The 26,076-nt window shown below is 70.2% G+C and carries 22 protein-coding genes, 1 tRNA gene and 5 pseudogenes; 10 read left to right on the plus strand and 18 right to left on the minus strand.

Annotation, left to right across the window (positions count from 1 at the left end):
• Nucleotides 1-71 precede the first annotated feature (71 nt).
• From STRVI_RS03945 to STRVI_RS03970, 6 genes are all read right to left on the minus strand, one after another.
• Nucleotides 72-1,103, minus strand: coding sequence for a 1-aminocyclopropane-1-carboxylate deaminase/D-cysteine desulfhydrase (locus tag STRVI_RS03945; RefSeq protein WP_014054320.1), 1,032 nt, complete (start codon nt 1,101-1,103; stop codon nt 72-74).
• 127 nt (nt 1,104-1,230) lie between these two features.
• Complete coding sequence (locus tag STRVI_RS03950) at nt 1,231-2,118, minus strand: class I SAM-dependent methyltransferase (RefSeq protein WP_014054321.1); 888 nt, start codon at nt 2,116-2,118, stop codon at nt 1,231-1,233.
• Nucleotides 2,119-2,269: 151 nt separating this feature from the next.
• Complete coding sequence (locus STRVI_RS03955; RefSeq protein ID WP_014054322.1) at nt 2,270-2,743, minus strand: thioesterase family protein; 474 nt, start codon at nt 2,741-2,743, stop codon at nt 2,270-2,272.
• Nucleotides 2,740-3,753, minus strand: a complete 1,014-nt coding sequence (locus STRVI_RS03960) for a 3-hydroxyacyl-CoA dehydrogenase NAD-binding domain-containing protein (protein ID WP_014054323.1) — start codon at nt 3,751-3,753, stop codon at nt 2,740-2,742. Before STRVI_RS03960 ends, STRVI_RS03955 begins: the two co-directional genes overlap by 4 nt.
• Before the next feature lie 66 nt (nt 3,754-3,819).
• A complete protein-coding gene (locus STRVI_RS03965) occupies nt 3,820-4,713 on the minus strand; it encodes a 3-keto-5-aminohexanoate cleavage protein (RefSeq protein ID WP_014054324.1) in 894 nt (297 codons plus the stop codon).
• 65 nt (nt 4,714-4,778) lie between these two features.
• Nucleotides 4,779-5,720 (minus strand): TetR/AcrR family transcriptional regulator, encoded by a 942-nt coding sequence (locus tag STRVI_RS03970; protein ID WP_014054325.1) that lies wholly within the window; start codon nt 5,718-5,720, stop codon nt 4,779-4,781.
• A 188-nt stretch (nt 5,721-5,908) separates the two neighbouring features.
• Between STRVI_RS03970 and STRVI_RS46165 the strand changes: the two genes are divergently transcribed.
• A complete protein-coding gene (locus STRVI_RS46165; protein WP_014054326.1) occupies nt 5,909-7,573 on the plus strand; it encodes a serine/threonine-protein kinase in 1,665 nt (554 codons plus the stop codon).
• A gap of 138 nt (nt 7,574-7,711) precedes the next feature.
• A complete protein-coding gene (locus tag STRVI_RS03980; protein ID WP_014054327.1) occupies nt 7,712-8,965 on the plus strand; it encodes a hypothetical protein in 1,254 nt (417 codons plus the stop codon).
• 7 nt (nt 8,966-8,972) lie between these two features.
• On the opposite strand, the gene STRVI_RS03985 is transcribed toward STRVI_RS03980, so the two are convergent.
• Nucleotides 8,973-9,959, minus strand: coding sequence for an alpha/beta fold hydrolase (locus STRVI_RS03985; protein ID WP_014054328.1), 987 nt, complete (start codon nt 9,957-9,959; stop codon nt 8,973-8,975).
• Nucleotides 9,960-10,214: 255 nt separating this feature from the next.
• On the opposite strand from STRVI_RS03985, the gene STRVI_RS03990 reads away from it, so the two are divergent.
• A complete protein-coding gene (locus STRVI_RS03990; RefSeq protein ID WP_014054329.1) occupies nt 10,215-10,511 on the plus strand; it encodes a GYD domain-containing protein in 297 nt (98 codons plus the stop codon).
• A 289-nt stretch (nt 10,512-10,800) separates the two neighbouring features.
• Here STRVI_RS03990 and STRVI_RS03995 read toward each other — a convergent pair whose 3' ends face one another.
• The gene (locus tag STRVI_RS03995) at nt 10,801-12,264 is read right to left on the minus strand and encodes an FG-GAP and VCBS repeat-containing protein (protein ID WP_014054330.1); all 1,464 of its coding nucleotides are present in this window, start codon (nt 12,262-12,264) and stop codon (nt 10,801-10,803) included.
• Between the two features lie 507 nt (nt 12,265-12,771).
• A pseudogene (locus STRVI_RS54035) lies at nt 12,772-12,870 on the minus strand (TetR family transcriptional regulator); the annotation flags it as partial.
• A gap of 266 nt (nt 12,871-13,136) precedes the next feature.
• Here STRVI_RS54035 and STRVI_RS04000 point away from each other — a divergent pair.
• The 4 genes from STRVI_RS04000 (at nt 13,137) to STRVI_RS46170 (ending at nt 17,446) form a co-directional block, all read left to right on the plus strand.
• Entirely contained in the window at nt 13,137-14,090 is a 954-nt protein-coding gene (locus tag STRVI_RS04000) for an alpha/beta hydrolase family protein (protein ID WP_014054331.1), read from the plus strand.
• A gap of 69 nt (nt 14,091-14,159) precedes the next feature.
• Nucleotides 14,160-15,104 carry an NAD-dependent epimerase/dehydratase family protein gene (locus STRVI_RS04005; RefSeq protein WP_014054332.1) on the plus strand — a complete coding sequence of 315 codons (945 nt, stop codon included), beginning with the start codon at nt 14,160-14,162 and terminating at the stop codon, nt 15,102-15,104.
• Between the two features lie 223 nt (nt 15,105-15,327).
• Complete coding sequence (locus tag STRVI_RS04010) at nt 15,328-16,548, plus strand: helix-turn-helix domain-containing protein (protein ID WP_014054333.1); 1,221 nt, start codon at nt 15,328-15,330, stop codon at nt 16,546-16,548.
• Between the two features lie 112 nt (nt 16,549-16,660).
• The gene (locus STRVI_RS46170; protein ID WP_014054334.1) at nt 16,661-17,446 is read left to right on the plus strand and encodes a hypothetical protein; all 786 of its coding nucleotides are present in this window, start codon (nt 16,661-16,663) and stop codon (nt 17,444-17,446) included.
• Between the two features lie 324 nt (nt 17,447-17,770).
• Here STRVI_RS46170 and STRVI_RS04020 read toward each other — a convergent pair whose 3' ends face one another.
• A complete protein-coding gene (locus tag STRVI_RS04020; RefSeq protein ID WP_014054335.1) occupies nt 17,771-17,992 on the minus strand; it encodes a hypothetical protein in 222 nt (73 codons plus the stop codon).
• 328 nt (nt 17,993-18,320) lie between these two features.
• Nucleotides 18,321-18,521 carry a hypothetical protein gene (locus STRVI_RS04025; protein ID WP_078505102.1) on the minus strand — a complete coding sequence of 67 codons (201 nt, stop codon included), beginning with the start codon at nt 18,519-18,521 and terminating at the stop codon, nt 18,321-18,323.
• A 63-nt stretch (nt 18,522-18,584) separates the two neighbouring features.
• Between STRVI_RS04025 and STRVI_RS53420 the strand changes: the two genes are divergently transcribed.
• Complete coding sequence (locus tag STRVI_RS53420; protein WP_050993612.1) at nt 18,585-18,869, plus strand: MarR family winged helix-turn-helix transcriptional regulator; 285 nt, start codon at nt 18,585-18,587, stop codon at nt 18,867-18,869.
• 52 nt (nt 18,870-18,921) lie between these two features.
• Here STRVI_RS53420 and STRVI_RS04035 read toward each other — a convergent pair.
• The 3 genes and pseudogenes from STRVI_RS04035 to STRVI_RS54040 all read right to left on the minus strand — a co-directional run.
• Nucleotides 18,922-19,284, minus strand: a pseudogene (locus STRVI_RS04035) (succinyl-CoA--3-ketoacid-CoA transferase); the annotation flags it as partial.
• Nucleotides 19,285-19,552: 268 nt separating this feature from the next.
• Complete coding sequence (locus STRVI_RS04040) at nt 19,553-20,599, minus strand: hypothetical protein (protein ID WP_014054336.1); 1,047 nt, start codon at nt 20,597-20,599, stop codon at nt 19,553-19,555.
• Between the two features lie 115 nt (nt 20,600-20,714).
• Nucleotides 20,715-21,067: pseudogene (locus STRVI_RS54040) on the minus strand (hypothetical protein); the annotation flags it as partial.
• A 16-nt stretch (nt 21,068-21,083) separates the two neighbouring features.
• Between STRVI_RS54040 and STRVI_RS04045 the strand changes: the two are divergent.
• Together STRVI_RS04045 and STRVI_RS04050 are read left to right on the plus strand one after the other, a co-directional pair.
• Nucleotides 21,084-21,429, plus strand: a pseudogene (locus STRVI_RS04045) (ArsR/SmtB family transcription factor).
• A gap of 112 nt (nt 21,430-21,541) precedes the next feature.
• Nucleotides 21,542-21,948, plus strand: a pseudogene (locus STRVI_RS04050) (arsenic resistance protein); the annotation flags it as partial.
• A 177-nt stretch (nt 21,949-22,125) separates the two neighbouring features.
• Here STRVI_RS04050 and STRVI_RS04055 read toward each other — a convergent pair.
• The 4 genes from STRVI_RS04055 to STRVI_RS04070 form a co-directional block, all read right to left on the minus strand.
• Nucleotides 22,126-22,201: transfer RNA gene (locus STRVI_RS04055), tRNA-Arg, on the minus strand.
• Nucleotides 22,202-22,363: 162 nt separating this feature from the next.
• Entirely contained in the window at nt 22,364-24,154 is a 1,791-nt protein-coding gene (locus STRVI_RS04060; protein WP_014054338.1) for an IucA/IucC family protein, read from the minus strand.
• Complete coding sequence (locus STRVI_RS04065) at nt 24,151-24,750, minus strand: GNAT family N-acetyltransferase (RefSeq protein ID WP_014054339.1); 600 nt, start codon at nt 24,748-24,750, stop codon at nt 24,151-24,153. Before STRVI_RS04065 ends, STRVI_RS04060 begins: the two co-directional genes overlap by 4 nt.
• Nucleotides 24,747-26,054, minus strand: a complete 1,308-nt coding sequence (locus STRVI_RS04070) for a lysine N(6)-hydroxylase/L-ornithine N(5)-oxygenase family protein (RefSeq protein WP_043235391.1) — start codon at nt 26,052-26,054, stop codon at nt 24,747-24,749. Before STRVI_RS04070 ends, STRVI_RS04065 begins: the two co-directional genes overlap by 4 nt.
• Nucleotides 26,055-26,076: the final 22 nt, after the last annotated feature.

Raw genomic sequence — 26,076 nt, forward strand, 5'->3', positions numbered from 1 at the left:
GTGGTCGGCCCGCTCGCCATCGGCACCGAGCCGTGGCCGAGGCCGGGCCCCGAGGCGGCCCGCGCGTCGGATCAAGCCTCGGGCCGGCCCCCACCGGCCGTACCGGCCGACCCCTCCGTACCGGCCGACCCCTTTGTACCGGCCGAACCCGCCGCACCCACCGCACCCGCCGAACCCTCCGGATCCGGCGGCCCCGTGATCACAGCCGTCACCCGGCTGCCCGGAGCCAGTTCGCCCCGCTCCGCCAGCCCGTACACACCCCACAGCATCTTCGCGACATACCGCCGTTCCACCCGCACCCCATGCCGCTCCTCGAACCGAGCCGCGAACGCCTCCAACTCCACCGGAACGCGCCCGTACCCGCCGCCGTGATAGCCGTGCTCGATCCGCCAGTCGCCGAACGCGCGCCCCCACCCGCGCCGGTGCAGCTCGGCCACCTCACCCTCCAGATAGCCGTCCGCCCCCTTCAGCACGGCGAACCCCACCGCCCGCGCACCGGCTGGGAGCGCGGCCGCGATACCGGCGAGGGTGCCGCCCGTGCCGACGGCGCAGCACACCACATCGCCCGAGCCGAGGTCGGGCAGCTCCGCGACGAGGTCCGCGGCCCCGCCCGCCGCCAGGACGTTCGTACCGCCCTCCGGGAGGACGTAGGCGCTCCCCCACCGCTCCTCCAGCCCCCGCAGCGGGCCCGGGTCGTTCTCGCTCAGGCCGCGCAGCGTCTCGCGGTAGGCGGAGCGGGTGACGAAGGCCAGCTCCATGCCATGCTCCTCGGCCCGCGCCAACGACCAGTTGCGCGGCGCGCCGGCCAGCTCGTCGCCCCGGATGACCCCGACCGTCGACAGCCCGTGCGCGGCCCCCGCGGCCGCCACGGCGCGGATGTGGTTGGAGTAGGCACCACCGAAGGTGAGCAGCCGGGTGTGCCCCTGCTCGACGGCCGCGCGCAGATTCGGGGTGAGCTTGCGCCACTTGTTGCCCGGCACCAGCGGATGGATGAGATCGTCCCGCTTCAGCCGCAGCTCCACGCCCCGCTCGGCGAGCCATGGGTCGGCCACGTCCCACACGGGGGACGGCAGCCGGGGCCGTATCGGGCCGGAGGTGTCCATCGGGCGTCTCACCCGTCCATTCTCGCCGCCGTGTCACGGAGGGCCGACGCGTCGGAAAAAGTTGACGCGTCCGACACCTCGCGGCGGTCCTCGGCGAAGCGGTGGGTTGACCGGTGGAGCGCGAGCGTTACGAGAAGCGCGCTATCGCCGTCATCGTCGGCCGCAGGTTCCGTACCGCGGGCAGCCACCGCATCAGGGGCGCCACCGCCCCGTAGTAGAAGCCGCGCCCGCGCGGCGGCGGCACCTCGCGTACGTCCGTGATCGCCGGATGCGCCGTCCGCACCTTCGGCAGCTCGCCCGCGTCCATGCCCCACGGCATGGGCGGTGTGCGATAACCCTGCGCGGTGCGCATCTCGCCGCGCGTCGTCCGGGCGCTGAACCACCGCGGCACCGCGTCGAAGACCAGCGCCGCGCCCCGGAACCGCTCGGCGCACCCCGCTATCAGGTCCTTCACCTCGGTCGGCCGCAGATACATCAGCAGCCCCTGGGCGGTGATCAGCACCCCGCGCGCGGGATCGACCTCGTCCCGCCAGGACAGGTCGAGCGCCGAGCGGGCGAGGGTGCGCCGCCGCTCCTCGTCCGGCAGCAGCGCGCGCCGCACCTCGGCGGTCTCCGGCAGCTCCACGCACAGCCAGCGCGCCCGACCGTTGTCCACCCGCCAGAACTGCGTCTCAAGACCCTCGGCGAGCGTGACGACCGTGCCGTCCGGATGCTCGTCGAGGAAGGCCCGTACGGCCATGTCGAAGGTGCGGACGCGCAGCGCGTGGCCCTGTGCCAGCAGCGGGGTGGGCGCTCCGAAGGTCTCCTCGAAGGGGTAGTCGATGCGGTCGACCAGCTCCACGGCCTTGGGGTCATCCAGCACGGTCCGCGCCCGGCGGGCCTCGGCGGCCCGCATATGGAGGTTCCACAGCAAGGTCTCGGGCACCTCGCTCAGCTCGACGCGCCGACCGCCCTCGCCGTTCCCGCTCCCGTCCGGCCCGGCTTCCGGTCCGGTGCCCGCTCCGGCGTCCGCCATGGCGTCGTCACTCCTCGCACGCGCGTCCCTAGGCGTTTCCGCCACCGCCTCCACCGCCATTCAACCTCATGCCGTCCCTCATCCGGAACGGCGAACGCCCCGGCCCCCGGACGATGCCGGGGCCGGGGCGTTCAGGAGGGACGGCGGTCGTTCAACCCGCCTCGGCCGGAACCGGGCCGATCGCCCGGCCCGCCCACTCGGGGGCCTTCTCCACCAGGTCCGTCAGCCGCTCCCGTATCTCCTCGGGGAACGGAGCCGAGCGGCTCTCGTTCTGGTCGATGTGGAGCGCGAGCAGCTCGGTCGTGGCCACGGGGGCGCCGATCGGTTCGCCCACATGCATCTCGTGGGTGAACCGCACCTTCTTCTCGTCCACGCCGATGACGCGCGTACGGATGGTGAGCTCGGCGCCCTCGTCGACCTCGCTCAGATACCGGATGTGCGACTCCACGGTGTAGAGGGAGCAGCCGGTCTTGGCGCGGTAGGCGGAGTCCAGGCCGGTCTCCACCATCATCTCGTCGGTGCTGTGGCCGAAGACGAGGACGTAGAACGCCTCGCTCATATGGCCGTTGTAGTCGATCCACTCGGGACGTACGGTCTGCCGGTAGTCGGGGAGCGTGGTGCTCACTTCTCGTCTCCCATGGTGCTGGGGGTATGTGCGATGGCATCCGTCCCCTCGGCGCGCTGCCGCGGCAGTCGGCCAGTCGCCCGCAGGACGTCGATGACGCCCTGGTCCCGCTCCGCGACGAGCTGCGCGATGGTACGGCTGCCCGCCGCCTCGTCACAGCCGTCGACCATGGCCGCACGCAGCGTGTCGTCCAGCTCAGGCGCCTCGAGACGGGTCCACGGAGACTTCAACGAGGGTCCGAAGTGGTCGAGCATATGTCCCATGCCTCCTTCGCCGCCCGCCAGGGCGAACGTGAGGCAGGGACCCATGAACGCCCACCGCAGCCCGGGCCCCTCGGTGATCGAGTCGTCGATCTCCTTCACCGTGGCCTCACCATTGGCGACCATGTGCAGCGCCTCCCGCCACAGCGCCTCCTGGAGCCGGTTGGCGATGAAGCCGGGCAGCTCGCGCTCCATGGTGATGACGGACTTGCCCGCCACCTCGTAGAAGCGCGAGGCCCACTCGACCGCCGCGGCGTCGGTCTTCTCCCCGCCGACGACCTCCACCAGCGGTATGAGATACGGCGGGTTGAAGGGGTGGCCGACGACGAGGCGGCCGGGGTCGGCGGCCTCGGTCTGCATATCGGTCATCGGATAGCCGGAGGTGGAGGACGCGATGACGACTCCGGGCGGGGCCGCCGCGTCAAGCTGGGCCAGCAGCGACCGCTTGAGCTCCAGTTTCTCGGGGGCGCTCTCCTGGACGAACTGCGCGTCGGCCACGGCCTCCTCGACGGTCGCGGCGACGGTCAGCCGGTCGGGGGAGGCGCCGTCGGCGAGGCCGATCTGGGTCAGGGCGGGCCAGGCGGCGGCCACGAGACGGCGCAGCTTCTCCTCGGCGTCGGGAGCCGGGTCCCAGGCGGTGACGTCGTAGCCGCGCGCCAGGAAGTGGGCGACCCAGCCGCCGCCGATGACTCCGGCGCCGACGCAGGCGACGCGGCGTACCTCTTCGGGGGCGCAGGGGGATGAGGGCATGGCGGTCCTAAGGGTGTGAGGGGGGGAGAGGAGAGAGATGAGGGAGACGAGGAGCTGGTGGGGGGATTACGCGCGGGGCTTGAGGCCGAGCCGCTGCCGGGCCTCGTCCGGCGTGGCGACCGTCGCGCCCAGCAGCTCGGTGATCTGGACCGCGCGCTCGACGAGCTGGCCGTTGGTGGCCTTGACGCCCCGGCTGAGGTAGAGGTTGTCCTCCAGCCCGACCCGTACGTTGCCGCCGAGCAGGATGGACTGCGCCACCCACGGCATCTGCGTCCGGCCCAGCGCGAAGCTGGCCCACTGGGCGCCCTCGGGCAGCATGTTGACCATGGCCTGGAGCACGCCCGGCTCGGCCGGGGCGCCCCACGGGATGCCCATGCAGAGCTGGAAGACGGTCGGGTCGTCCAGCAGCCCCTCGGCCAGCAACTGCTTGGCGAACCAGAGCTGCCCGGTGTCGAAGATCTCCAGCTCGGGGCGGACGCCCAGCTCCTGGATGCGCTTGGCGCCGGTGCGCAGCATGTCGGGGGTGGAGACGTAGAGGTTGCTGCCGTCGCCGAAGTTGAGCGAGCCGCAGTCCAGGGTGCAGATGTCGGGGAGCAGATCCTCGACGTGGGGGAGCCGGTCCAGGCCGCTGACCAGGTCGGTGCCGGGGAGGTGGGTGAGCGGGTTCTCCGGGTCGATGACCAGGTCGCCGCCCATGCCCGCGGTGAGGTTGATGACGACGTCGGTGCCGGTCTCCTTGACCCGCTCCACGACCTCGCGGTAGAGCCGCGGATCGCGGGCGGGGGCGCCGGTCTCGGGGTCGCGTACGTGGATGTGGACCACGGCCGCCCCGGCCTCCGCGGCCTCGACGGCGGAGCGGGCTATCTGCTCGGGGGTGACGGGGACATGGGGGCTGCGGCCCACAGTGTCACCGGCGCCGGTCAGGGCACAGGTGATGATGACGCTGTCGTTCATGGGCATGGGCTTCTCTCCCTCTCTTACGGTGCGGAACAGCGCGGAGCTATGGTCCGGGCTGGTCGGCCGTCCTACGGTCCGGGCTGGTCGGCCGGCCCGGCCTCATCGGCGCCGGAGCGCCGTGCGGTCGGGTGTGCGGACGGACGTGCCGACGGTCGTGCGGTCGTGCGTACGGTCAATTCGGAGTCCACGTACGCGTTGCAGGCGAGGTCCATGGCCTCGGCGGTCGTGCCGCCCTCGCCGGGCGCGGTGGCGAGCACCTGAATGGCCAGTCCGTCGATCAGCGCGGTCAGGCGCAGCGCGCTGAACTCCGGGTCGACGGTGCGGAAGACCCCCTGCTCGATCCCGCGCCGGATCACCTCGGCGACGGTCCGCCGCCACTGCTGGTAGAAGTCGGCGTGCAGCCGCCCGATGGCCGTGGACCGCGCGGCCTCGGCCCACAGGTCCATCCACACCAGCCACTGCTGCCGCTGCCGCTCGGTGTACGGCGCCTGCAGCGCGATGAGCTGCCGCAGCTCCTCGCGCGCGTCGTCGGCCGTGGCGGTCCGGGCGGCGCGGCGCGCGGTGTCCTCGTCCATGCACCAGCGCACGGCGGCTTCGAGCAGCTCGGCGCGGCCCGGGAAGTGGTAGTGGATGGTGGCGGTGCTGGTGTCGCAGGCGGCGGCGATGTCGGCGACGCGTACGGCGTGGAAGCCGCGCTCGGCGATGAGCCGCACCGTCTCCCGCACGATCTGCAACGGCCGCCCGCTGTCGGGAAGCGCGGCCGGGGCGGGCGGCCGCGGTGCGTCGGCGGCCCCGCCGGTCCCCGCGGTGCCGAGGAGCCATCCGGCGTCCACGTTTCCGGCGTCGGCGATCCGCGCCAGCTCGGCCACGGTGAAGCGCCGGCTACCGCTGAGCGAACGCGAGAGCTTGGACGGGTCCATGACGACCCGCCGGGCGAATTCGCGCTGGGTACAACCGGCTTTGCCGATCACCTCGCGCACGCGTTCCGCCACCTCGAACTGTTGCCGCATGGCCGACACGGTACGGACGCGTTGAGATAAGCGCAATGAATGCGGATGGTGAATGCCCGCTTCCTCCTTAAATCGGGGGGAATTTCACCCGAGCATTGCGATGCAGGCTGACTGTTGCATCAGTTGAGATCGATATGGTTCGAACACTTCCGACTATGCTCACCGGGCGTGAGAGCAGGAGAGATCGGGTGACATCGGGCGGGGACGACATGCGGTTGATCGCCGGCCGCTACCAGCTGGGCGACCGGCTCGGACGCGGCGGCATGGGCACGGTCTGGCGCGCGTACGACCAGATGCTGGCGCGCGAGGTCGCCGCCAAGGAGCTGCACGTCGCGAGCGACCACCACGAGCACCACCGACGGCTGCGTCGGGCCCAGAGGGAGGCGCGTACCGTCGCCCGGCTGCGCCACCCCCATGTGGTGGGCGTCCATGACCTGGTCGAACACGACGACCGGCTCTGGATCGTGATGGAGCTGATCGACGGCCCCTCCCTGGCCCGCCGGATCGCCGACAGCGGCCCCCTGCCGCCCCGCCACACCGCCGCCCTCGGGCTGCAACTGCTCGGCGCGCTGGAGGCCGTGCACGCCGCCGGGGCGCTGCACCGCGACATCAAGCCCGCCAACATCCTGCTGCGCGGGGACGGCAGCGCCGTCCTCACCGACTTCGGCATCGCGGCCCTCGAAGACGACGAGTCGCTCACCACCACCGGTGAACTCCTCGGCTCCATCGGCTACATGGCGCCCGAGCGGCTGACCGCGGAGGAGGCCGGCCCGCCGTCCGACCTGTGGTCGCTGGGCGCGACCCTGTCCGCGGTCGCCTCCGGCGTGCCGCCCTTCCAGCGCCCCACCGGGGCCGCCGCGCTGCACGCCGTCACCTTCGCGGACCCGGTCATCCCGGAACGGGTCGGCCCCCTGCGGCCCATCGTGCAGGCCCTGCTGAACAAGTCCCCGGGGCAGCGCCCCTCCGCCGGCACGCTCCGCACCGCCCTGCAACGCGTCGCGGACGGCGCGGACGACCCGGGCCCGCTGCCCCCGGCCGCGCCCGCGGGGCCCGTACGCACGCCGGGGCCCGTACCAACGCCGGGTCCGCTACGAACCCCGGGCGACGACGCGGACACCTCCGCCTACCTGGCGGACACCCCCACGATGACCGCGACCCCGATGGTGAGCGCGACCCCCACGGCAGGCGCGCCCCACACCGTGACCGGGACCCCCGCCCTCGACCGGGACCCGACGCTGATCTCGGCCCCGACCCAGACGCCGGACCTGGACCGGGACCCGACGCTCGTCGCCCCGGCCGGGCCGCCACCCCCTCGGTCCCGTGGGCGGGCCCGGACATGGTGGTGGACGGCGGGCGCCACGCTCGCGGTGGCGGGCCTCGCCACCGCGCTCTTCTTCACCTTCGGGCCCCCGTCCGACAGTGACAGCGGCGACGACGCATCGCCCCAGCCCGCCACCAGCACGACGAAGGTGACCGTGGACGCGGCACGCGGCTGGCAGTCCGCGACGACCACCCCGGTCCGGAAGGGCGACAAGGTGAGCGTCCGCTACGCCACCGGCTCCTGGACGGTGGACGCCGCCAATCTGCCCTTGGTCGGCCCGGTCGGCCACACCCGCGCCGACGACGAAGCCCTCCGCTTCGCCTGGACGGACTGCAAGGTGCATTCCGACGCCCCCTTGGGCGCCCTCCTGGGCCGCTACCCGGGAAATCCCCGAAACCCTCACGCCGTGGGCCGCGCCTGGCACTTTCAGGCCACCCGCCCGGGCATCCTCCAACTCCGCATCAACGACGGTGAGGGCTGCCTCCACGACAACAGGGGCGCCATCACCGTCACCGTCCAGATCACCCACTGACCGGGCAACGGCACACCCGGGGACCTGGCCCCGCGAAAAATGTGGGTCCCCTGGGCAACTGGCAGCCCCCGCAGACGTATCCTCCCGGGCAGTCCGGCCGGTACGGGCCGGGAAACCAGCACGAACAGGGAACGTCACGTGGATACGGATACGGAAACGAGGAAGAAGCCGCTGTCACGGCGGCGGGTTCTGGCCCTGACGGGTGGGGCTCTGATAGCCGCCGGCTGCACGCAGGGCGAACAACGCCCCGCCGACAAGACCAGCCACGCCCCCGAGGAAAGAGCGTCCGCCGACGGTCCGGCCGCCGATCCGGACGGCGTGCTGGGAGCGAATTTCAACGAGGACCCCGACAGCGTGACCTTCGCCGAGTTGCGGGATCTCTCCGCGAGCTGGCTCCGGGGCTTCGTCCCCATGCCCGAGGTCACGGCCGACGCCTCCCACCAGCGCGCCATCGAGAAACTCCTGGACGCCCACCACCAGGGCTACGGCACGGTGCTCTCGCTGAAGTTCCCGTACAACCACCGGGCGATACCCCGACCGGGCAGCTCGGCCATGACCGCGGAACTCGCCCGGGTCGACCGGGTCCTGCACACCGTCCTCGACACCGTCGACGTCCTGGGCATCGCCAACGAGCCCTTCATCGAGAGCCTCCCGCAGGACCGCCGCTCGGGCGCGATGAACGCGTTCTACGAGACGGTCGCGGAGCACATCATCGCGTACCGGAAGAAGCACTTTCCCTCGCGCTGCCGGACCCACCTCTACATGGGCGCGCTCAACCACCTCGACAAGCCGGACGAGCAGACGGCGGCCACCGACCGCTGGCTGTCCTTCGCGCGCCGGACCCCGGAGATCGAGGGCGTCGACATCCACCCCCACGTCGCCGCGCCGGAGCGGGTACAGCCCTACCTCGACTACATCCTGCCCCGCCTCCGCGACGACCAGAAATTCCTCGTCACCGAGTTCTCCCTGGTACAGCTCTGGAAGCAGCACCTGAGCGACACGATCCCCACCCGTTTCGCCCGCCGCTACCACCTTCCGTCGAACACTCCGGTGTGGAAACTGATCCGGGATGCGATCGAGCATCCCTTCCCGGAGCAGAAGTGGCACGACTTCCTCGCCATGAGCCCCTGGTTCGAGCGCAACAAGCACTTCCTGCGGGACCAGGTGGGCCACTTCCGCGACACGGGGCGCCTCGCCGTGGCGACGTACGGAGTCACCCAAGGCGCCGCCATGACCGAGAACTTCGGCCCGGACAAGCAGCCCTGGCTCCTGAACAGCCTCTACGCCAACCGCACCGTCGAGCGACCGGACGACGGTCCACCGGCCCACAGCTACGGATTCTTCGACGACTTCCGCGCCCTCCAGCGGCAGCAGGACCGCCGCGGGTCCTAGGGCAGTCCTAGGACGCGGAGAGCGAATTCAGCCAGTCGACCAGCAGTCGGTTGATCTCCTCGGGGCGCTCCTGCTGGATCCAGTGGCCGCAGCCATCGAGGATGTGCGAACCGACGAGCCCGGGCAGCGTGGTCGGGTACGCCTTGATCGCGTCGCCCATCCAGGTGGTGGAGGCGTCCAGGGCACCGCCGATGAAGAGCGACGGCTGGGTGATGGGCGCACCGTTGAACTCGGCCAGCTCCTCCCAGTCCCGGTCCATGTTGCGGTAGCGGTTCAGCGCCCCGCTCAGTCCGGTCCGCTCGAACTCACCGGCGTAGGCGTCGAGGTCCTGCTCGCTCAGCCAGGCGGGCAGCCGGTCGGCGGGGAACCGCTCGCGCATCGTCGCGCCGCGCGTGATGAAGTGCGGGTCGGGCAGGTCGGGTCCGGGCATGGTGTCGCCGGACAGCGCGGCGTAGATTCCCGCGAGCCAGCCGCGTACATCCGGTTCGATCTCCGCCTCGGCCCGGCCCGGCTCCTGGAAGTAGGAGACGTAGAACTCCTCCTCCCCGCCCATCCCGGCGAAGACCTCACTGGGCCTGGGACCGCCGGACGGGGAGTACGGCACGCTCAGCATGCCGACGGCACGGAACACATCCGGCCGCAGCAGGGCGGAGTTGGCGGCGATGGGCGAGCCCCAGTCGTGGCCGATCACCACGGCGGACTCCTCGCCGAGCGCCTCCACCACGGCGACGTTGTCCGCCACCAGCTCCCGCATCCGGTACGCGTCCACCGCCCCGGGCCTGGACGAGCGCCCGTATCCGCGCACATCGACGGCGGCCACCCGGTACCCGGCCGCGGCCAGCGCCGGGAGCTGGTGGCGCCATGAGTACCAGGACTCCGGAAACCCGTGGACGAGCAGCACCAGTGGGCCGGTGCCCTGCTCCACGACGTGGATCCGCCCGGCGGGGGAGGACACCGGACGGTGGGTGAGGTCGGTCGTGGGTGGCTGCGGCATGGTTCTCTCCCGGGGGCGCTCGGGCACGCACTCTGCGTGGCGGCCGACGGTCCGACCCTGCCGTGACCTCGGTGGCGCGGGCCATGCCTGTTGCCGGTTCGGCAAACCTGACCGTGGCCGTCGACCGCGTCCGGTGGGCCAGGGGTGCCAGCGGTGCCAGCGGTGTCAGGCGTGCCAGGGGTGCCAGGCGTGCGGATTCAGGACGTCGCTCCCAGACTTGAACTCAGGGGGTTCTTCTCCTGGGAGGTGAGGGGCGTGGCGACCTACATCACGCTGCTGAACTGGACCGAGCAGGGAGTCCGCGCCTACAAGGACACCACGAAGCGCACCGAGGACTTCGCCGCGGCGCTGAACAAGCTCGGGGCGAGGCTCGTGGACATCTACTGGACGGACGGGCCGTACGACCTGGTGTGCATGATCGAGGCCCCCGACGACGAGACCGCCACCGCGGCGTCCCTGCAGCTCGGCGCGGTGGGCAAGGTGCGCACCACGACCCTGCGGGCCTTTGACCGCGAGGAGATGCGGGGCATCATCGCCAAGGCCGCGGGCTGAGGAGATTGCGCGGGGAGGGCCGAGCCGCGACGGGGCCCAGCCGCGAAGGGGCCCAGCCGCGAAGGGCCGACCCGCGACGGGGCGGCCCTGTGACTCACCCGATGAGTGGGTGGACGGCGCGGGCGTCCGTCCTGGTGGACGACGTTCGTGCCCGGGCCCCGGCGAGGAAGAGTCGGCGCTACGCGCCCGCACACCCATTCATGGTCGTATTCGGCCGATGGCCCGGCCCGGAAGAGTCGGACCAGGCCACCGAACCAACAACAACGAGGTGGTGCTACGTGCGGTGGTGCTACTTCGTGGCGCGGCCGGACAGCTCCGTGCCGAAGGCGGCATCGGCCGCCGGGGAGCCGAGATCGCCCGGCCCGATCAGGGCGGAGCCTTCGGCGGTGAGCCCGTCGGCGCCCGCGTACAGGAGCGCCACCGCGCCCGCGCCCTCGGTCCGGTTCGGGACCCCGACGGCCAGGTCGGGCTTGCCGTCGCCGTTGTAGTCGGCCGCCGAGACGGCGTCCCCGAACTTGTCGTTGCCCGCCATCTCGCCGGGAACGCCCTCGGTGTCGAGGGAGAACGTCTGCGCCCCCGCGTCGGTCAGCCAGTTCTTGGTTCCCTTGAGCACGGTGATGGCGCCGGCGTCGTTGTAGCCGCCGGGGGCCTCCGCGGCGGTGTCGCTGACGACGAGGTCGTCATTGCCATCGCCGTTGATGTCGGTGAGCTGGGAGGCGGTGCCGCTCTGCGCCTTGCCCTTCCAGTCCACCGGGTTCGCGGTGTCGAGGCCCTGGGCGGTGCCCGGGTACGTCCGCAGGCGCTGGTCCTCCGGACCGTCCTCGAAGCCGGTGTCCGTGACGACGTCGTCCTTGCCGTCGCCGTTGATGTCACCGACCACGGCCTGGTACGAGGCGAACGGCAGCGCCACGTCCTCGCCCAGCGACGTGCTCTTCAGCCCCCCGGACGAACCGGGCAGCACGCCGAGCGTGCCCTCGTCGGCGGGGTCGTCCTGGTAGGCGACGGTGACCAGGTCGGCGAAGCCGTCCCCGTTGATGTCGCCCGAGGACAGATGCTCGATGCCCGCTCCGCCGCCGGGCGGGGTGACGCTGGACATCTTCGGGGTGGCCGTCTCGCGCAGGTTCGCCGCGCCGCCGACGATCTGGACCTTGGTGCCGTCGGAGATGGCGATGTCGTCGCGGCCGTCGTGGTTGTAGTCGCCCACGGCCATGGTGTTGCCGAACATCGCGTAGGCGGTGGCCTTGGGCGCGTGGAAGGCGATGGCGTCGCTGGACAGGCCGTCCTTCGAGCCGAAGACGACCGTGACGGAACCGGCCCGCTTGGCGGTGCCGATGGCCTCGGAGTTCGCGGCCACGATCAGATCGGTGTACCCGTCTCCGTCCACATCGCCGCGCACCACGGCCGAGCCGAAGTGGTCCCCGGCCTCGGGCGTGCCGGGCACCCCCGCGCTGGCCTGCGACAACGTGCCGTGCCGGCCGGTGTCCACGCCGCTCTGGGCCCCGTAGGTCACGCCCACGTAGCCCGCCTTGGACTTCCCGGAGACGGTGCCGTCGGGCGCGCCCACGCCGAGGTCGGCATATCCGTCGCCGTCGAAGTCGCCCGTGGTCTTTCCTGCCGCGGCGGCCCTGGGGGAGGGCTGCTTCTGGTCGGCCCCGTCGCCGTTCGACACGGCGGCGCCGGCCCCGGCGGCCACAGCGGCGGTGACGACGGCGCCGACCGCCACACCCACCACACCTCGGGTTCTATTGCGCACAAATCCTCCATCAGTAACGCATTGGGTCGCCCTTGAGCCCCGACCGCCATCTGTCTCCCCCGGCGGCCGGAACGGAAGGGTCGCCAAAGTAGAGTTGTCTGGAAGCTGAACGGTTGCCCAACCAAAGAAGAACGAGACCGGGCCGTGATCTTCGCTCGGCGGGCTCAACTCCCTTGCGCGGTTCGACACTTGCTGCCAAGGCGCGGACGCGCCCGCCGACTGGGTGATGGCGCGGCGATGGCACAGCGACGGCAGGGCGACGGGAGGGCGGCCCTCCCCATGAGGATCTGAGGCGACTTCCGCCCGTAGCTCCAATGCGCAGGCGAGTCGGTCAATCGGGGGAGCGGCCGGCCCCGCGTGCGCAGCGCACCACATCGCCGCAATCTGGACGCGTATCGACGAGTGGATCGAACAGACCCGGCGCCCCGGCGCCAACACCTACCGGCTCCCTGCCCGGGCGGCTGACCCATCCCTGACGCCGACTCCGGCCGTCAGTCGCCCCGCCGGTCAGTGCGGTGGGCGTAGTCCTGCGACGAGGAGTTTGACCAGTTGGCGGGCGTCGTAGTGGGGATCGCTTTCGGCGCCGATGCAGAGGTTTCCGATGCCTCCATGACCGCTCTTGCAAAGCGGAACATCGCTCCGTATCGTTAGCGGAGCAACGTTCCGCTTCGGTCATGATGGCAGACCGGGGGACGGGCGGCCAGGCCGTCCCCTGCCCTCGCACGCTCCACCGGACCGAAACAGCACACGCGGTCGTCGATACCCGGTGTCGACGCGGCCGGGTGTGAGAAACCCTCCTCGCTCCCTCCCCCGGCCCGGCCTGCGACGCCACGGACCACCAGCGCGAAGAAACCGAACGGAAGGCACTCCCCATGCCCATCCCCAGGCCCGACTCGAACACCACGAACGCGCAGCAGACCCCGGGCGCGCCCACCACGGTGGTATCCGCGAAGCCGGTCGTCCTGTCCGCCCCGGGCCGCGGGGAGGATCTCCAGGTCCGCGTGTCCGCCCCCGCGACCGGCGGCGATCTGCCCGTCATCGTCTTCTCGCACGGCTTCGGCTGGTCGATGAACGGCTACGCCCCGCTGGCGGACCACTGGGCCGCTCAGGGCTTCGTGGTCATCCAGCCCACCCACCTCGACTCCCGGACCCTCGGCATCCCCGCCGAGGACCCCCGTACGCCGCGGATGTGGCGCTTCCGTATCGAGGACCTCACACGCGTACTGGACGGACTCGACGTTCTGGAAGCCTCCGTCCCGGGCCTCGGCGGGCGCCTCGACCGCGACCGCATCGCCGTGGCCGGCCACTCCTGGGGAGCCCAGAGCGCGAGCGCGCTGCTGGGCGCGCGTGTCCTCGGCTCCGACGGCGTTCCCGGCGAGGACATGTCCGACCCCCGCGTCAAGGCGGGCGTGCTGTTCGCCCTGACCGGTCTGGGCGACGACCTGACGCCGTTCGCCGTCGAACACCTCCCCTTCATGCGGCCGTCCTTCGAGACCATGACCATGCCGGCCCTCATCGTCGCCGGGGACAACGACCGGTCCCACCTGTCCACCCGCGGACCGGACTGGTTCACCGACCCGTACACCTACAGCCCGGGAAACAAGGCCCTGCTCACGCTCTTCGGGGCGGAGCACTCGCTCGGCGGCATCCCCGGTTACGAGGTCGCCGAGACGACGGACGAGAGCCCCGCGCGCGTCGCGCTGATCCAGCACCTCAGCACGGCCTTCCTCCGCAGTGCCCTCCACCCCGAGGACACCAGTTGGAAGACGGCGGTCAGCGCCCTGGAAGAGAACCCCAGCGCGCTGGGGAAGCTGCAGAGCAAGTAAGAGAGCCCTCCAACGATCAAGACCGCTACAGAAACGATCAAGACCGCTACAGAACAGAAAGGACAAGCGGTGATCCTCGTCACCGGAGGTCTCGGCTTCATCGGCTCCCACACCGTGCGAGCCCTGCTCGACCTGGGCGAAGACTGCGTCGTGGCCCAGCGCCACACCCGTGAACTCCCGGCCATGCTCGCCGGAGAGCGGGTGGCGGTGGAGCAGGCGGACATCACCGATCGCGACGCCCTGCTCGCGATCGGCCGCCGCCACGACATCACGGGCATCGTGCACCTGGCAGCGTCCTATCCCTGGTCCCCGACCCCCGACGCGGCGGTCGAGACGACACGGCAGGCGCTCGACGGACTGCTGAACATCGCGCAGGCGGCGCAGGAGTGGGGCGTGCGACGGCTGGGCGTCGCCAGCACGATCGGCGTCTACTTCGGGGTCGAGAACGACGGACCGCTACGCGAAGACGCTCCACTGCCCCTGAACGCACCCGTCTCGATCCCCACCTTCAAGAAGGTCGGTGAACTGCTCGGCGGATTCCTCGCCGACACCACGGACATCGACATCGTCAACTACCGCATCTCAGGCACCTGGGGCCCGCTCGGCCACACCGAACCGTTCTTCGCCGCCCCCGCCCTCATCCACGCCGCCGCCCGCGGCACCGCCCCGGACCTCTCCCACCTCATGCGGCCGGCCTTCGCCGAGGACGGGATCGACCTCAACTACGTGCCGGACACCGGGCGTGCGCTCGCCCTCCTCCAGCTCGCGGACAAGCTGAACCACCGCACGTACAACGTCGGCTCCGGCCGGGCCACGACCAATGCCGAGCTCGCCGAAGCGATCAAAAAGGTGGCCCCCGACGCCCAGGTCGACCTCCCCACGGGAGGCGACACACCGCCCATGGTCCTCGACATCAGCCGCCTCCGGGAAGACACCGGCTACCAGGCCGAATACGACACCGAACGAGCCGCCGCCGACTACATCGCATGGCTGCGCGCGGGCAACAACACCTGAGCCAGGGCCCAGCGCTGGGCACGGCCCTGCCCTGCCCTGCCCTGGCACTGGGACTTGAGGGCGGGACTCATCTCGGTCCCCTTGTCCGGTCTTGGGACCGGCCGAGGGGGCTGCATCCTGCATGGATCGCCGGACGGCCCCCACGGAAATGAAGGCCGATCAGGAGTACCCGTGGAGCCGGCCGGGGGTACATTGCGAGTGTCAGCACGCTATGGGAGTCAGTATGCCCGAGACCAATGACAAGCACATCGGCGTCCGGATCCGTGAGTTCCGCATCATCCGCGACTTCTCCCTCGCTGAGCTGGGTCGGCGTGCCCACGTATCCACCAGCCAGCTCTCCCGGGTTGAGACCGGCGAGCAGCCCGCCAGCCCGTCCGTGCTGGCAGCGGTGGCCCGCGCGCTCGAAGTCACCTTGTCCGTACTGCACGGCCAGCCGTACATCCACATGCTGCAGAAGGATCAGCTCGATCGACTACTCGCGCCGATCAGCAGCGCGCTCGACGCGTGGGACATTCCCGCCGAGGACGATCTGCCGCCGCGCTCACTGGACGACATCGCAGCAGACACGAAGGCCATCGCGGAGAAGCGCGCCAAGGGTGAGTTCGGGACGGTGGCTGAGGCGTTGCCAGGACTCATCACCGATACGGCCCTAGCCGTACAGACGTACACGGTGCCGGGCCGGGATCGCGAGCGAGCGCACAACCTGCAAGCCGAGATCGCGCGGACCACGGCGATCGTGGCGTACCGACTCGGCTACATGGACCTCGCACGGCTCGCCCTGGCACGCATGGCCGTAGCCGCGCCCCACTCCGGTGACCCGCGCCAGGTCGCCGTCGAGAGGTACGAGCGCGCCGTCATCACCCATGCGGAAACCTCGCGCCCGGACCGAGGTGTGGCGTTGATGAGGCAGGCGCTACGTGATCTGGACGATGACGGCGACCCGGCGACCACCGCCGTGCGGGGCACCCTGCTGCTACGTGCCTCGGCTCTCTCTGCCGTACAGAAGGACCACACCGCCGCAAGGGATTGGCTCGGTCAGGCCACTGAGCTTGCGGAAGCCGGAGCCGCCGCAGATGCCGCCGAGAATCCGCCCGGCTCTCGGTACGCGCTGGCGTTCGGCGAGTTGAACGTGAACCTCGGGCGGCTGGATGTCGCCATGTTCCAGGACGACTATGAGACCGCGGTACGCGTCGCAGACGATGTGCGGTTGCCCGAGTCGTATCAGCCCACGAGGGTGGCGGGCTTCCTGATCCGACGTGCCGGCGCGGAGGCGTGGACGGCTCGCCATGACGATGCGCTCGCCTCGCTGGAGCAGGCGCGTGCGAAGGCGCCGCAGTTGACCCGCTATCACCCCGAAGTGCACCAGACCGTCGGGACGCTGCTACGGGCCCGGCAGAGGGCGGCAGAGCCGCTGCGCGAGTTCGCCCAATGGAGCGGTGTGTAGCTAATCCGGCACGCTAAGTCAAGGCCTCGATGTCCCTATCTTAGGGAAATCGGGGCCTTGTCGCGTCGGCACGATGTGACGGTCAGTACACAGACCGTGCACGGAGCCGATCATGACGAACCGAACCCTGCCGTGGGAACCACCGAACAAGCAGGACATCGAGGCATTACCGGTAGGCACATGGTGGGACGCCATCTCCGCGCCCACCGCAGTCGCGGACCGTGCCCTGGATCTGCTCGGCGACCGATCCGGTGCCGTCATCCAGGACGACACCTACGGCAAGACGTACTGGCTGATCGGAGTCGACACCGCCCGTAGCTGGTGCATCCGGCAGGTCCGCGTCCTTACCGAACTCGCCGACGAAGGCACCCTCCTCGGTGTGCCGCCCGCCTCCTGGGTTACTGGCCACTCCCTGTACTGGCGGGTGCCCTTCCGTCTCGACCGCTGTCTCACCGACACCCAGCCGCTTCGCGACGCCTTGGCCCAGGCCGCCAGGGAGATCCTCGGCCCGAAACCGGACGGCCGGCAGCTCTGCTATCGCTGCCAACTGCCCACCGACGAGCCGGTCCCGGTCGCCATCGAGCACAGCGGCAGCGTCGCCGGCCGCACCGTCTACGCCTGCCCCACCCACGCCCGGGACTACCCGGCCGACGCCGTGACCCAGGCGGCCGCCATGCGCCGCGCCCTCGACCGAGGCAGGACCCGATGGCGGCCCCCGAACCCATCGCCGACCCGCACGTCAATGGGCCGTGGCGGGCAGCCCTCGACCACGCCGCGGGCTGCCCGGCTTGCCGGACGCCCGGCGCCATCTGCTCGGAGGGTGAGCGGCTGTTGCGCGCCCATGAGGAGGCTGCGCGGCGGGCCCGGTCAAGGGATGCCGGATGAGGCACCGCCGTAAGCCCCCGGCCGTGCGGGAACGGGGCTCAGGCGGCCCCGGCCGGCTCCCGGAACCACCGTGACTCGTGGGAGCTAAGCCGCCTTGGGTCGCGCCGCACACATGCTCGAAGCGGGTCCCGGTGCATCCTCGAGCAGGAAGATCTCGTCTTCCCCGAAGTCCGGGGCCTGGAACGGGTCTGTCGTCGGAAGCGGCAATGCTGCTGCGGTGGAACAGCGGGGTTGCCCTTCCGGAGCCGAGAACAGCGAGGTGAGATCGATGAGAGGTCTCTCTTTCGTTACAGGTTCCCGAAGGGGCCTGGCGTGCCGTGACCGGGCACAGCGGACGCTACAGCTTGGTCATCTTGGCGTACGGGCTCAAGATCCGCATTTGCGACGAGCCGAAATCCACGAGGACCGCGATTCCGTCCTCGATGCCGATCACCCGGCCGAGGCCGTAGATGTCGTGTGTGACCTGGTCGCCCACGGCGAAGTGCTTGGGGGCTGGTGTGGCCGGCGCCTTGAAGGGGCTGGTGGGCAGATGACGCTTCGATGCGGCAGGTTTTGTCATTGGCCCCCCAGTATGCGCCTACGTCTGTCCGGTTCGCTGCGGCTGTCCATGTCCCCTGCACAGCATAGACCCGGACGGCAACAACCGTTTTGGCGGCGAGGTTGGGCGATCAAGGGTCTGACCTGCGGACTCTCCACCTTGAGCGGAACTCCTCGCGTACACCACTTCGTATCCCAATTCCTACTGAGTCCCCGCCCGTTCTGACACGATAATGCGCAGATGCGCTGATGCTCCGGGAGCGACCCCTGGGGGGCGCTTGGGGCGGCCCGCACCCGGGTTCGCGCTGTTCGTCCCGGGTGCTGGGCGGCGGTCGGCTGCCTGCGCCGTGCTACGCGACCTCGGCGAGGATCCGTTCCACTTCGCGGGAGAGGGGCTGGAAGACCTCGAAGAGGCCGATGGTGTGCAGGGCGGGGGCGAGTTCCCGCATCTGGGTGACGACGGCTGTGTGCTCGGGGGTGCCCTCGGTGAGGTCGTTCAGTCGTATGGCATTGCTGACGAACGCGGCCACCGAACCCTTGCGGACGGTCATCCCGTTGATCGCGGTCGAGTCGATGCCCTCGGGCAGGACGTCTTCGGGGCGTACGGCGGGCTGGTGCTGGTGCGAGAGCGGGACCGCACCGTCACCACCCGCTACGCGACCCGCTTGCAGGAGGCCGGGCTGATCGACCGTCGCCCCGACCCTGCTGATGCCCGTGCCACCAGGCTGGTCCTCACCGTTGCGGGAGAGCGGGCGGTCGCGGCGCTGCGAGGGGCGCTGGAATCCGTTCTGGCCGAGGAGATGGCGACGTGGCTGCCGGGTGAGGCCGCCGCCTTCGCCATGCGCCTGGAGCGTCTGACGGAGTCCCTCGCTCAGAGTGAAGCGGATCGTTCACGCTGATGCGGGTGACGGGCGGACCGCCGCGTACCTGACCGGGATTCCGGCGGGCGCGTCACGTCGGCCTGGCGGCCGCCCGGACGTCGAGATGCGCGCCGGTCCTGTTCAGGATCTCGTCGGTGGAGACGCCCGGGGCGGCCTCGGCGAGGACCAGGCCGCGTTCCGTAACGTCGATCACGCCCAGGTCGGTGATGACGCGCTGGACGCACCGTTTGCCCGTGAGGGGGAGCGCGCAGTCCTCGACGATCTTCGGACTGCCGTCCTTGGCCGTATGGTCCATCAGGACGAGGACGCGCCGGGCTCCGCGAACGAGGTCCATGGCGCCGCCCATCCCTTTGATCATCTTCCCGGGGATGGTCCAGTTCGCGAGATCTCTGGTGGCCCGCATCAAGATGATCACCATGAACGCCACAGCGATCGCCCGGGCCGACCGGACATTCTCTCTGCCGCCCTCCGCCGCCGACGGCCCGCTCCAGTCCAGGAGACGCCGACGTGCCGCTGAGGCGGTCGGCCGGGCCGGCGGTGGCGAAGGCGGCTTCCACCCGCCGCACCCGGTCCGGGACCTGAGTCTCGGAACTCAGCAGAGTAGTCGGACGGCGCACAGAAGTGCGGGACCCGGTGAGTGGGTCCCGCCCTTCTACGTCGTTGCGGTCAGGAGCTCATGGCCGCGGTTCGGACCAGGTGGCTCACTCGGGGTCTTTGACGTCGTCGTCGGACTGGAGCCTTTGTGTGGGGGGCGGGTCAACGGTGGCGGTGGGGTTGGTGCAGCCGGGGACGCTGCCTTCGGGGGCGCAGTTGTCCGGGGTGTTGTCGATGACCTTGGTGTTGGTGAGCGTCACCTGACCCGATTGGTTGTCGATGCCGCCGCCGGCGGTGATCGCCGTGTTACGTGTGACCAGGCTGTCGACCAGGGTGGCGGTGGCGGCGGGGGAGAAGTTTGAGAGGCCCGCGCCTCTCACCGCGATGTTGTCCTTGAGAGTGGTCGACTTCAGGTTCAGGGTGGAGGTGTTCACGTTGCGGATGCCGCCACCCTCAATGCCGGTGTTGCCCCTGACCGATACGGACTCCAGGGACGCGGTACCCAGTTGGTTCTCAAAACCGCCACCATTGCTGGTGACCGCCCGGTTCTTGAGCAGGGAGCCGTGCTTCATCGTCGCTGTGCCGTTACCGGTGTTGAGGACTCCGCCGCCGAAGCTGGCCGCGCGGTTGCGCTCGACCGTGGTGCGGTCGAGGTTGAGCTGCCCACCGTTGTTGGAGACGCCACCACCGGTAACCGCGAAGTTGTCCTTGAAGGCAGCGTCGTTCAGGTTCAGTGTGCCCCGCTCGTTGAGGGCTCCGCCGCCAGAGTTGCTGCTGACGCCGCCGCTGACCGTGAGCGACTTCAGCGTGAGTGTGCCACCGGACACCACGTGGAAGATGCGGAAGCTTTCCGTGGCGTCCGGGTCGCGTCGGATGGTGGAGCCGTTGCCGGAGATGGTCACCTCCCCGGTGATCTCAGGGAGCCCATCGTCCGGGTTGTCCGGCGTGGTCAGTGTGTAGGTGCAGCGGGGCGCGAGGGTGATGCGGGCACCGCTGGTGTTGGCCTGGTCGATCGCGTCCACCAGGCCGGGGATGTCGTTGCACCTCACTCGAATGTCTTCGGCGGCACTGGCCGCCCCGGTCGGCAGGATCGCGAGGGAGAGTCCCGCACCGACCGCGACGGTCATGGCACCGGACCGCGAAATGAACCTCATCGCTACGCCTTCCTCAGCGCTGTAGTGAAGCGGCGCACCACCGGCACCAGCGGCCATGCTGGTCAACCGGGATGGCGAGATGACGTTCTATTTGTAACTACAGGTGATCGCATGCTCACCTGGTGTGCCGCCAAACGGGTCCAGTCCTGCCTCGGCGTTCGCTGCCCGTGGCGGTCTCGAGGGCCTCCGTCGGGGCAGGCTCGCTTGTGCAGCAGGCGTCGGCGGTGTCGAGTGCCGCGCTCTTGCCCATCTGATCGGCGTCACCCTTGACGACGTAGACCTCCCAGGGCTCCTTGCCGGGACCGTGGACCCAGGCCTTGCCCTGGAGGGCGTAGCAGCAGGAGGTGTCCTCTCCTCGAAGGTGGCGAGCCCCGCGTGCTTCAGGCGGTCGGTGGCGGCGGTGACCTGGTCGGTGGACGTCACCTCGACGCCGAGGTGATCCGGCCGCGTCTCCTGCTCCGCCTCGCCCGGCTGCTGCCCAGGACTGCTGACCGCTCCCCTGGACGAGGCACAGTCCATCGAGCCGGCGAAGGTATTCAAGGCGTGGGCGATCCGATACGGCTGCGGCTGCGGCTGCTGTCGATGATCGCCTCCCGCGCCGGGGGCGAGGTGTGCGTATGCGACCTGACCCCTGCCTTCGATGGTCGCAGCCGACGATCTCCCATCACCTGGAGCTGCTGCGGCAGGCCGGGCTGATCGACTGCGAGCGCCGGGGCACCTGGGTCTACTACTGGCTGCTGCCGGAGATGACCGACCGGCTCGCCGGGATCCTCACCCGCCCCGCCGGGGAGCCTCTGCCCGAGCCTGCTGGAACGGCGCGGGACGCCTGATGGCGGCCGACCCCACGGCGGCGTCTTCGGCTGCTCCCGTCGCCGCGCGCCTGTCGTTCGTGGACCGCTTCCTTGCGATGTGGATCCTGTTGGCGATGGCGGCCGGCCGTTCGGGTGGTTCAACCCCACCGTGCTGCCCGGCCGGCTCGGCCTGGAACAGACCGGTCTCGACATCAGCGTCTGGAAGATCGCCCGCAGCGTGCTGATCTTCCTCGGCATCCCCCTGGTGGCAGGCTTCCTCACCCGGCGCCTCGGCGAGAGAGCCAAGGGCCGGGCCTGGTACGAGACCAAGCTCATCCCGCGCATCGGCCCGTTCGCCCTGTACGGGCTGCTGTTCACGATCGTCGTCCGGTTCGCCCTCCAAGGCGACGCGATCACCTCACAGCCGATGGACGTGGCGCAGCGCGGATCGCACTGCCGCTGCTGGTCTACTTCGCCCTGATGTGGGCCGGGTCCATGGCACTGGGCAAGGCCGTGGGACTGGACTATCCGCGCTCAACGACGCCGGCGTTCACCGCTACTCGCAGATCGCGGTCACGATGAACGTCTATACGCATGTGAACGACGACAGCCGTCGTGAGGCGATGGGCCACATGGACCCGGCTGCTCCGGCCCCGTAGGTAGGAACTGCCGTCAACCTCTGCCGTCAACGCCCCCACGATCCACGATCGCGGGGGCGTTCGGCCTGGTCAGGCATGGTGCCCCCGGCAGGATTCGAACCTGCGACACCCGCTTTAGGAGAGCGGTGCTCTATCCCCTGAGCTACGGAGGCCCGGCGTCAGGGCGGCATGGTGGTGCCGCCGCGTCGCACCGCCACAGTGTAGCGGGTCGTGCACTTGGATCGTTTCGGGTGCTCCGGGCCGCCGAAGGCTCGGGCCGGGGGTGCCCCTGGCCCGAAGCCCCGGTCCGAAGCACCCGAAGGGCACCGGCCGCCTCAGTCCCCCGCTTGCCCGAAGTCCGCGATCGGGTTCCTCAGGGTGCCGATGAGCTGAAGGGCCCCGGCTGGGTCCTGCAGGTCGACCATCTCCCGGTTGTTGCGGAGCTGGAGGCGGTTGAGGCAGGAGAGGGCGAAGTCCTCGGTGAACATGTCGTACTGGGCGAATTTGTCCGCCAGGTGGGGGGCGGATCGCTGGTAGGCCAGGACGGAGTCGGCGACGGTCTGCCAGAAGGTGTCCTCCTCCAGGAGGCCCTCGGTGACCAGGATGCCGTTGAGGAAGCGGAGGAAGCAGTCGAAGACGTCGGTGAAGATCGAGAGTAGTTTCTTGTCTTCGGGGACGTCCACGCGGATGCGTTCGACGGTCGGGGGGAGGACCGCGCTGGGGTCCATGACGGCGATTTCCTCGGCGATGTCCTTGAAGATCACGCGCTGGACGGCGCCGTCCTCGATCACCAGGATGACGTTCTCGCCGTGCGGCATGAAGACCAGGTCGTAGGCGTAGAAGCTGTGCAGCACCGGGGTGAGGTAGGCGTCCAGGTAGCGGCGCAGCCAGGTGGCGGGGGTGAGGCCGGATTCCTCGATGAGGGCGCTGACGAAGGAGGCGCCGTCGGGGTCGGTGTGGAGGAGGGACGCCATGGTGGCCAGGCGCCGGCCGGGTTCCAGGGTCGGGACGGGGCTCTCGCGCCACAGGGCGGCGAGCATTTTGCGGTACGGGGAGCCCTTCGCGGTGGCGGCCTCGTACTGGCGGTGGTGGTAGCCGATGGCGGCTCGTTCCCGGATGATCGAGAAGCCGCAGGAGCGGAAGGTGTCGTCGGCGGAGACCAGGCCGGCCAGCCAGTCGTTGATGGCCGGGGTCGCCTCCATGTAGGCGGCCGAAAGGCCCCGCATGAAGCCCATGTTGAGGACCGACAGCGCGGTTTTCACATAGTGCTTGGAGGGGTCGCTGGTGTTGAAGAAGGTGCGGATCGACTGCTGGGCGAGGTACTCGTCGTCGCCGGGGCCCAGGTACACCAGATACTGCCGGGCGACCTCGGCGGCGAAGCTGACCGACAGCTTGTTCCACCACTGCCAGGGGTGCACCGGCAGCAGGTGGTAGCCGGCCGGGTCCAGGCCGAGGTCGGTGAGGGTCTGCGCGAAGCGGGCCCGGGTCTCTTCGCTCAGTTCGGAGTGGATCAGTGCGTCGTAGTCCAGGTCCGCGGAGGCCGTGAAGGTGGAGCGGTCGCGGCGGGCGGCGAGCCAGATGAGCTGGACGGGGCTCGCGGTCTCGGGGGCGTACGAGAGGTACTCGTGGATGCCGAAGCCGAGACGGCCGTTGTTGGCGACGAAGCAGGGGTGGCCCTCGGTCATCCCCGTCTCGATCTCCTGGAAGCCGGATGTGGCCAGTTGGGCGGCGCCCACCGGCTCGGCGGCCAGTTTGAAGGCCGTACCGGAGAGAGTGGAGCTGATCTCCTCGAGGTAGACGGGGAGGACGTCCTCGCCGAGGCCCAGCCGCCCTCTCAGCTCGATGAAGAAGTCCAGGGCGTCCAGGGGGAGTTCGGCGCCGGTCCGGTCGTGGCGGGTGATGCTGTCCGCCTCGACCAGCCAGTGGTCCAGGGAGAGCACCCGGGCGGCGAAGCGGTAGGTCACCGCCCCGTCGTCGCTGGTCACGGCGTAGCGGCCGTCGGGGCCGAGCTCGGGGGCGAGCAGGCGTTCGTGGGTGAACTCGGCGAGGGCCTTGCGGATGAGGAGGCGGCCCGCCCGGTCCCACAGATCGGGGGTGAGGTGGGCGACGGCGTCGCGGGGGCTCATCGGGTCACTCCTTGGACGGCGCGGGCGGCGAGGGCGGTGCGGGCGGCCTCGAACCGCTCGCGGGTGCAGACGCTGAGGTAGGCGTCCTTCTCGGGTTTGGCGATCCGCTCGACGATCTCGAAGCCGACGGCCGCGTTGAGCGCGTGCACCGCCGCGTTGCGCACATCGGGCTCGACGACGACGCGCCGGACATGCGGATCGGCGAAGCAGAACTCCATGACGACGGTGATCACAGCCAGTGTGAAGCCGTGCACCGGGGTGTCGGTCGGCGCGCAGAGGAAGTGCATGCCGACGTCGCCGGGCCGGGCTGGGTAGAGCCCGTCGAGCTCCACCCGCGACGGGTCGTAGCGCTCGGCCAGGAACGCCGGGCGGCCCTCGTGCAGGCCGATGAACGCGTCATGGTGCGGATGCTCGTGGATCCTGCGGTACTCGGCGGCGACCTCCGCCTCGTCCGCCCCCTGCATCATCCAGTAGGACGCCTTGGGGTGGGTCACCCAGCCGTGCAGCAGCCCGGCATCGGCCGCCGGGTCCAGGGTGCGCAGGGTGAAGGTGCCCAGGCGCGCGTCCGTGTGCTCGAAAACCGGCGACGGTGTCATGCGATGGCTCCTTCCGGTGCGCCGAACTCCTGGAAGGCGATGGACTTCTCCACCGGGTAGTGCTCCCGCCCCAGCAGCTCACGGATGATCCACGAGTTGCGGTACGGGCCCATGCCCAGGTCCGGGGAGGTCAGGCTGTGTGCGTGGGTGGCGCCGTTCTGGAGGAAGATGCCGCGCCCGGTGGTGTCGATGCTGTAGTTGCGGGCGACGTCGAAGCGGCCCTGGCCGTCCCAGCGGATGCGGTCGCGTACCGGGTCCAGGAAGGCGGGCACCTGGTAGCGGTAGCCGGTGGCCAGGACGAGTCCGTGGGTGGTGAGCGAGAAGTCCCGCTGCTGCTCCGCATGGCGCAGCCCCAGGGTGTACGTGCCGGACAGATCGTCGTACTCCGCGCCGGTGAGCGCGGTGTTGGTGAGCAGCCGCGTGGGCACCGGGCCGCTCACGCTCTTCTGGTAGAGGAGGTCGTAGATGCCGTTGATGAGGTCGGCGTCGATCCCCTTGAACAGGCCCTTCTGCTCACTCTCCAGCCGGTAGCGGGTGTCCTCGGGGAGCGCGTGGAAATAGTCCACGTACTCGGGCGAGGTCATCTCCAGGGTGAGTTTGGTGTACTCCAGCGGGAAGAAGCGCGGAGAGCGGGTCACCCAGTTCAGCCGGTAGCCGTGGGTGTCGATGTCGGCGAGCAGATCCTGGTAGATCTCGGCCGCGCTCTGGCCGCTGCCGACGATGGTGATGGACTCCTTGGACTGCAGCGCCTCCTTGCTCCCCAGGTAGTGGGTGTTGTGCACCAGATCGCCGTCCAGGCCGCGGCACACCTCGGGGAGGAAGGGCGGGGTGCCGGTGCCCAGCACCAGATGACGGGCGTGGTGCGTGGTGGTCTCGCCGGTGGCGGGACGCCGGGCGCGCACCGTGTAGAGGCCGTCGGCATCGTCGTACTCGACGCTCGTCACCTCGTGGCCGAAGCGGACGGAGATGAGCTTCGCGGCGGCCCAGCGGCAGTAGTCGTTGTACTCGGCGCGCAGCGGATAGAAGATCTCGCGGATGTAGAAGGAGTACAGCCGCCCGGATTCCTTGAGGTAGTTGAGGAAGGAGTACGGGGAGGTGGGGTCGGCCAGCGTCACCAGGTCGGCCATGAACGGGGTCTGCAGGGTGACGCCGTCCAGCAGCATGCCCGGATGCCAGTCGAACTCGGGCTTGCTCTCCAGGAACAGCCCGTCGAGTTCCTCGATCGGCTCGGTCAGGCAGGCAAGGCCCAGGTTGTAGGGGCCGAGCCCGACCGCGATGAAGTCATGGGTGTGCGGGGTGGGCACGAGGGTCTCCGGCGGGGTGAGG

It is taken from the genome of Streptomyces violaceusniger Tu 4113, assembly GCF_000147815.2.
Lineage (GTDB): Bacteria > Actinomycetota > Actinomycetes > Streptomycetales > Streptomycetaceae > Streptomyces > Streptomyces violaceusniger_A.

Bases quoted from the DNA above. Each gene is read 5' to 3' on its own strand.
- STRVI_RS03945 (WP_014054320.1), bottom strand. From the start codon at position 1,103: ATGGACACCTCCGGCCCGATACGGCCCCGGCTGCCGTCCCCCGTGTGG.
- STRVI_RS03950 (WP_014054321.1), bottom strand. From the start codon at position 2,118: ATGGCGGACGCCGGAGCGGGCACCGGACCGGAAGCCGGGCCGGACGGG.
- STRVI_RS03960 (WP_014054323.1), bottom strand. From the start codon at position 3,753: ATGCCCTCATCCCCCTGCGCCCCCGAAGAGGTACGCCGCGTCGCCTGC.
- STRVI_RS03965 (WP_014054324.1), bottom strand. From the start codon at position 4,713: ATGCCCATGAACGACAGCGTCATCATCACCTGTGCCCTGACCGGCGCC.
- STRVI_RS03970 (WP_014054325.1), bottom strand. From the start codon at position 5,720: ATGCGGCAACAGTTCGAGGTGGCGGAACGCGTGCGCGAGGTGATCGGC.
- STRVI_RS03985 (WP_014054328.1), bottom strand. From the start codon at position 9,959: ATGCCGCAGCCACCCACGACCGACCTCACCCACCGTCCGGTGTCCTCC.
- STRVI_RS04000 (WP_014054331.1), top strand. From the start codon at position 13,137: ATGCCCATCCCCAGGCCCGACTCGAACACCACGAACGCGCAGCAGACC.
- STRVI_RS04010 (WP_014054333.1), top strand. From the start codon at position 15,328: ATGCCCGAGACCAATGACAAGCACATCGGCGTCCGGATCCGTGAGTTC.
- STRVI_RS46170 (WP_014054334.1), top strand. From the start codon at position 16,661: ATGACGAACCGAACCCTGCCGTGGGAACCACCGAACAAGCAGGACATC.
- STRVI_RS04020 (WP_014054335.1), bottom strand. From the start codon at position 17,992: ATGACAAAACCTGCCGCATCGAAGCGTCATCTGCCCACCAGCCCCTTC.
- STRVI_RS04025 (WP_078505102.1), bottom strand. From the start codon at position 18,521: ATGACCGTCCGCAAGGGTTCGGTGGCCGCGTTCGTCAGCAATGCCATA.
- STRVI_RS04040 (WP_014054336.1), bottom strand. From the start codon at position 20,599: ATGAGGTTCATTTCGCGGTCCGGTGCCATGACCGTCGCGGTCGGTGCG.
- STRVI_RS04060 (WP_014054338.1), bottom strand. From the start codon at position 24,154: ATGAGCCCCCGCGACGCCGTCGCCCACCTCACCCCCGATCTGTGGGAC.
- STRVI_RS04065 (WP_014054339.1), bottom strand. From the start codon at position 24,750: ATGACACCGTCGCCGGTTTTCGAGCACACGGACGCGCGCCTGGGCACC.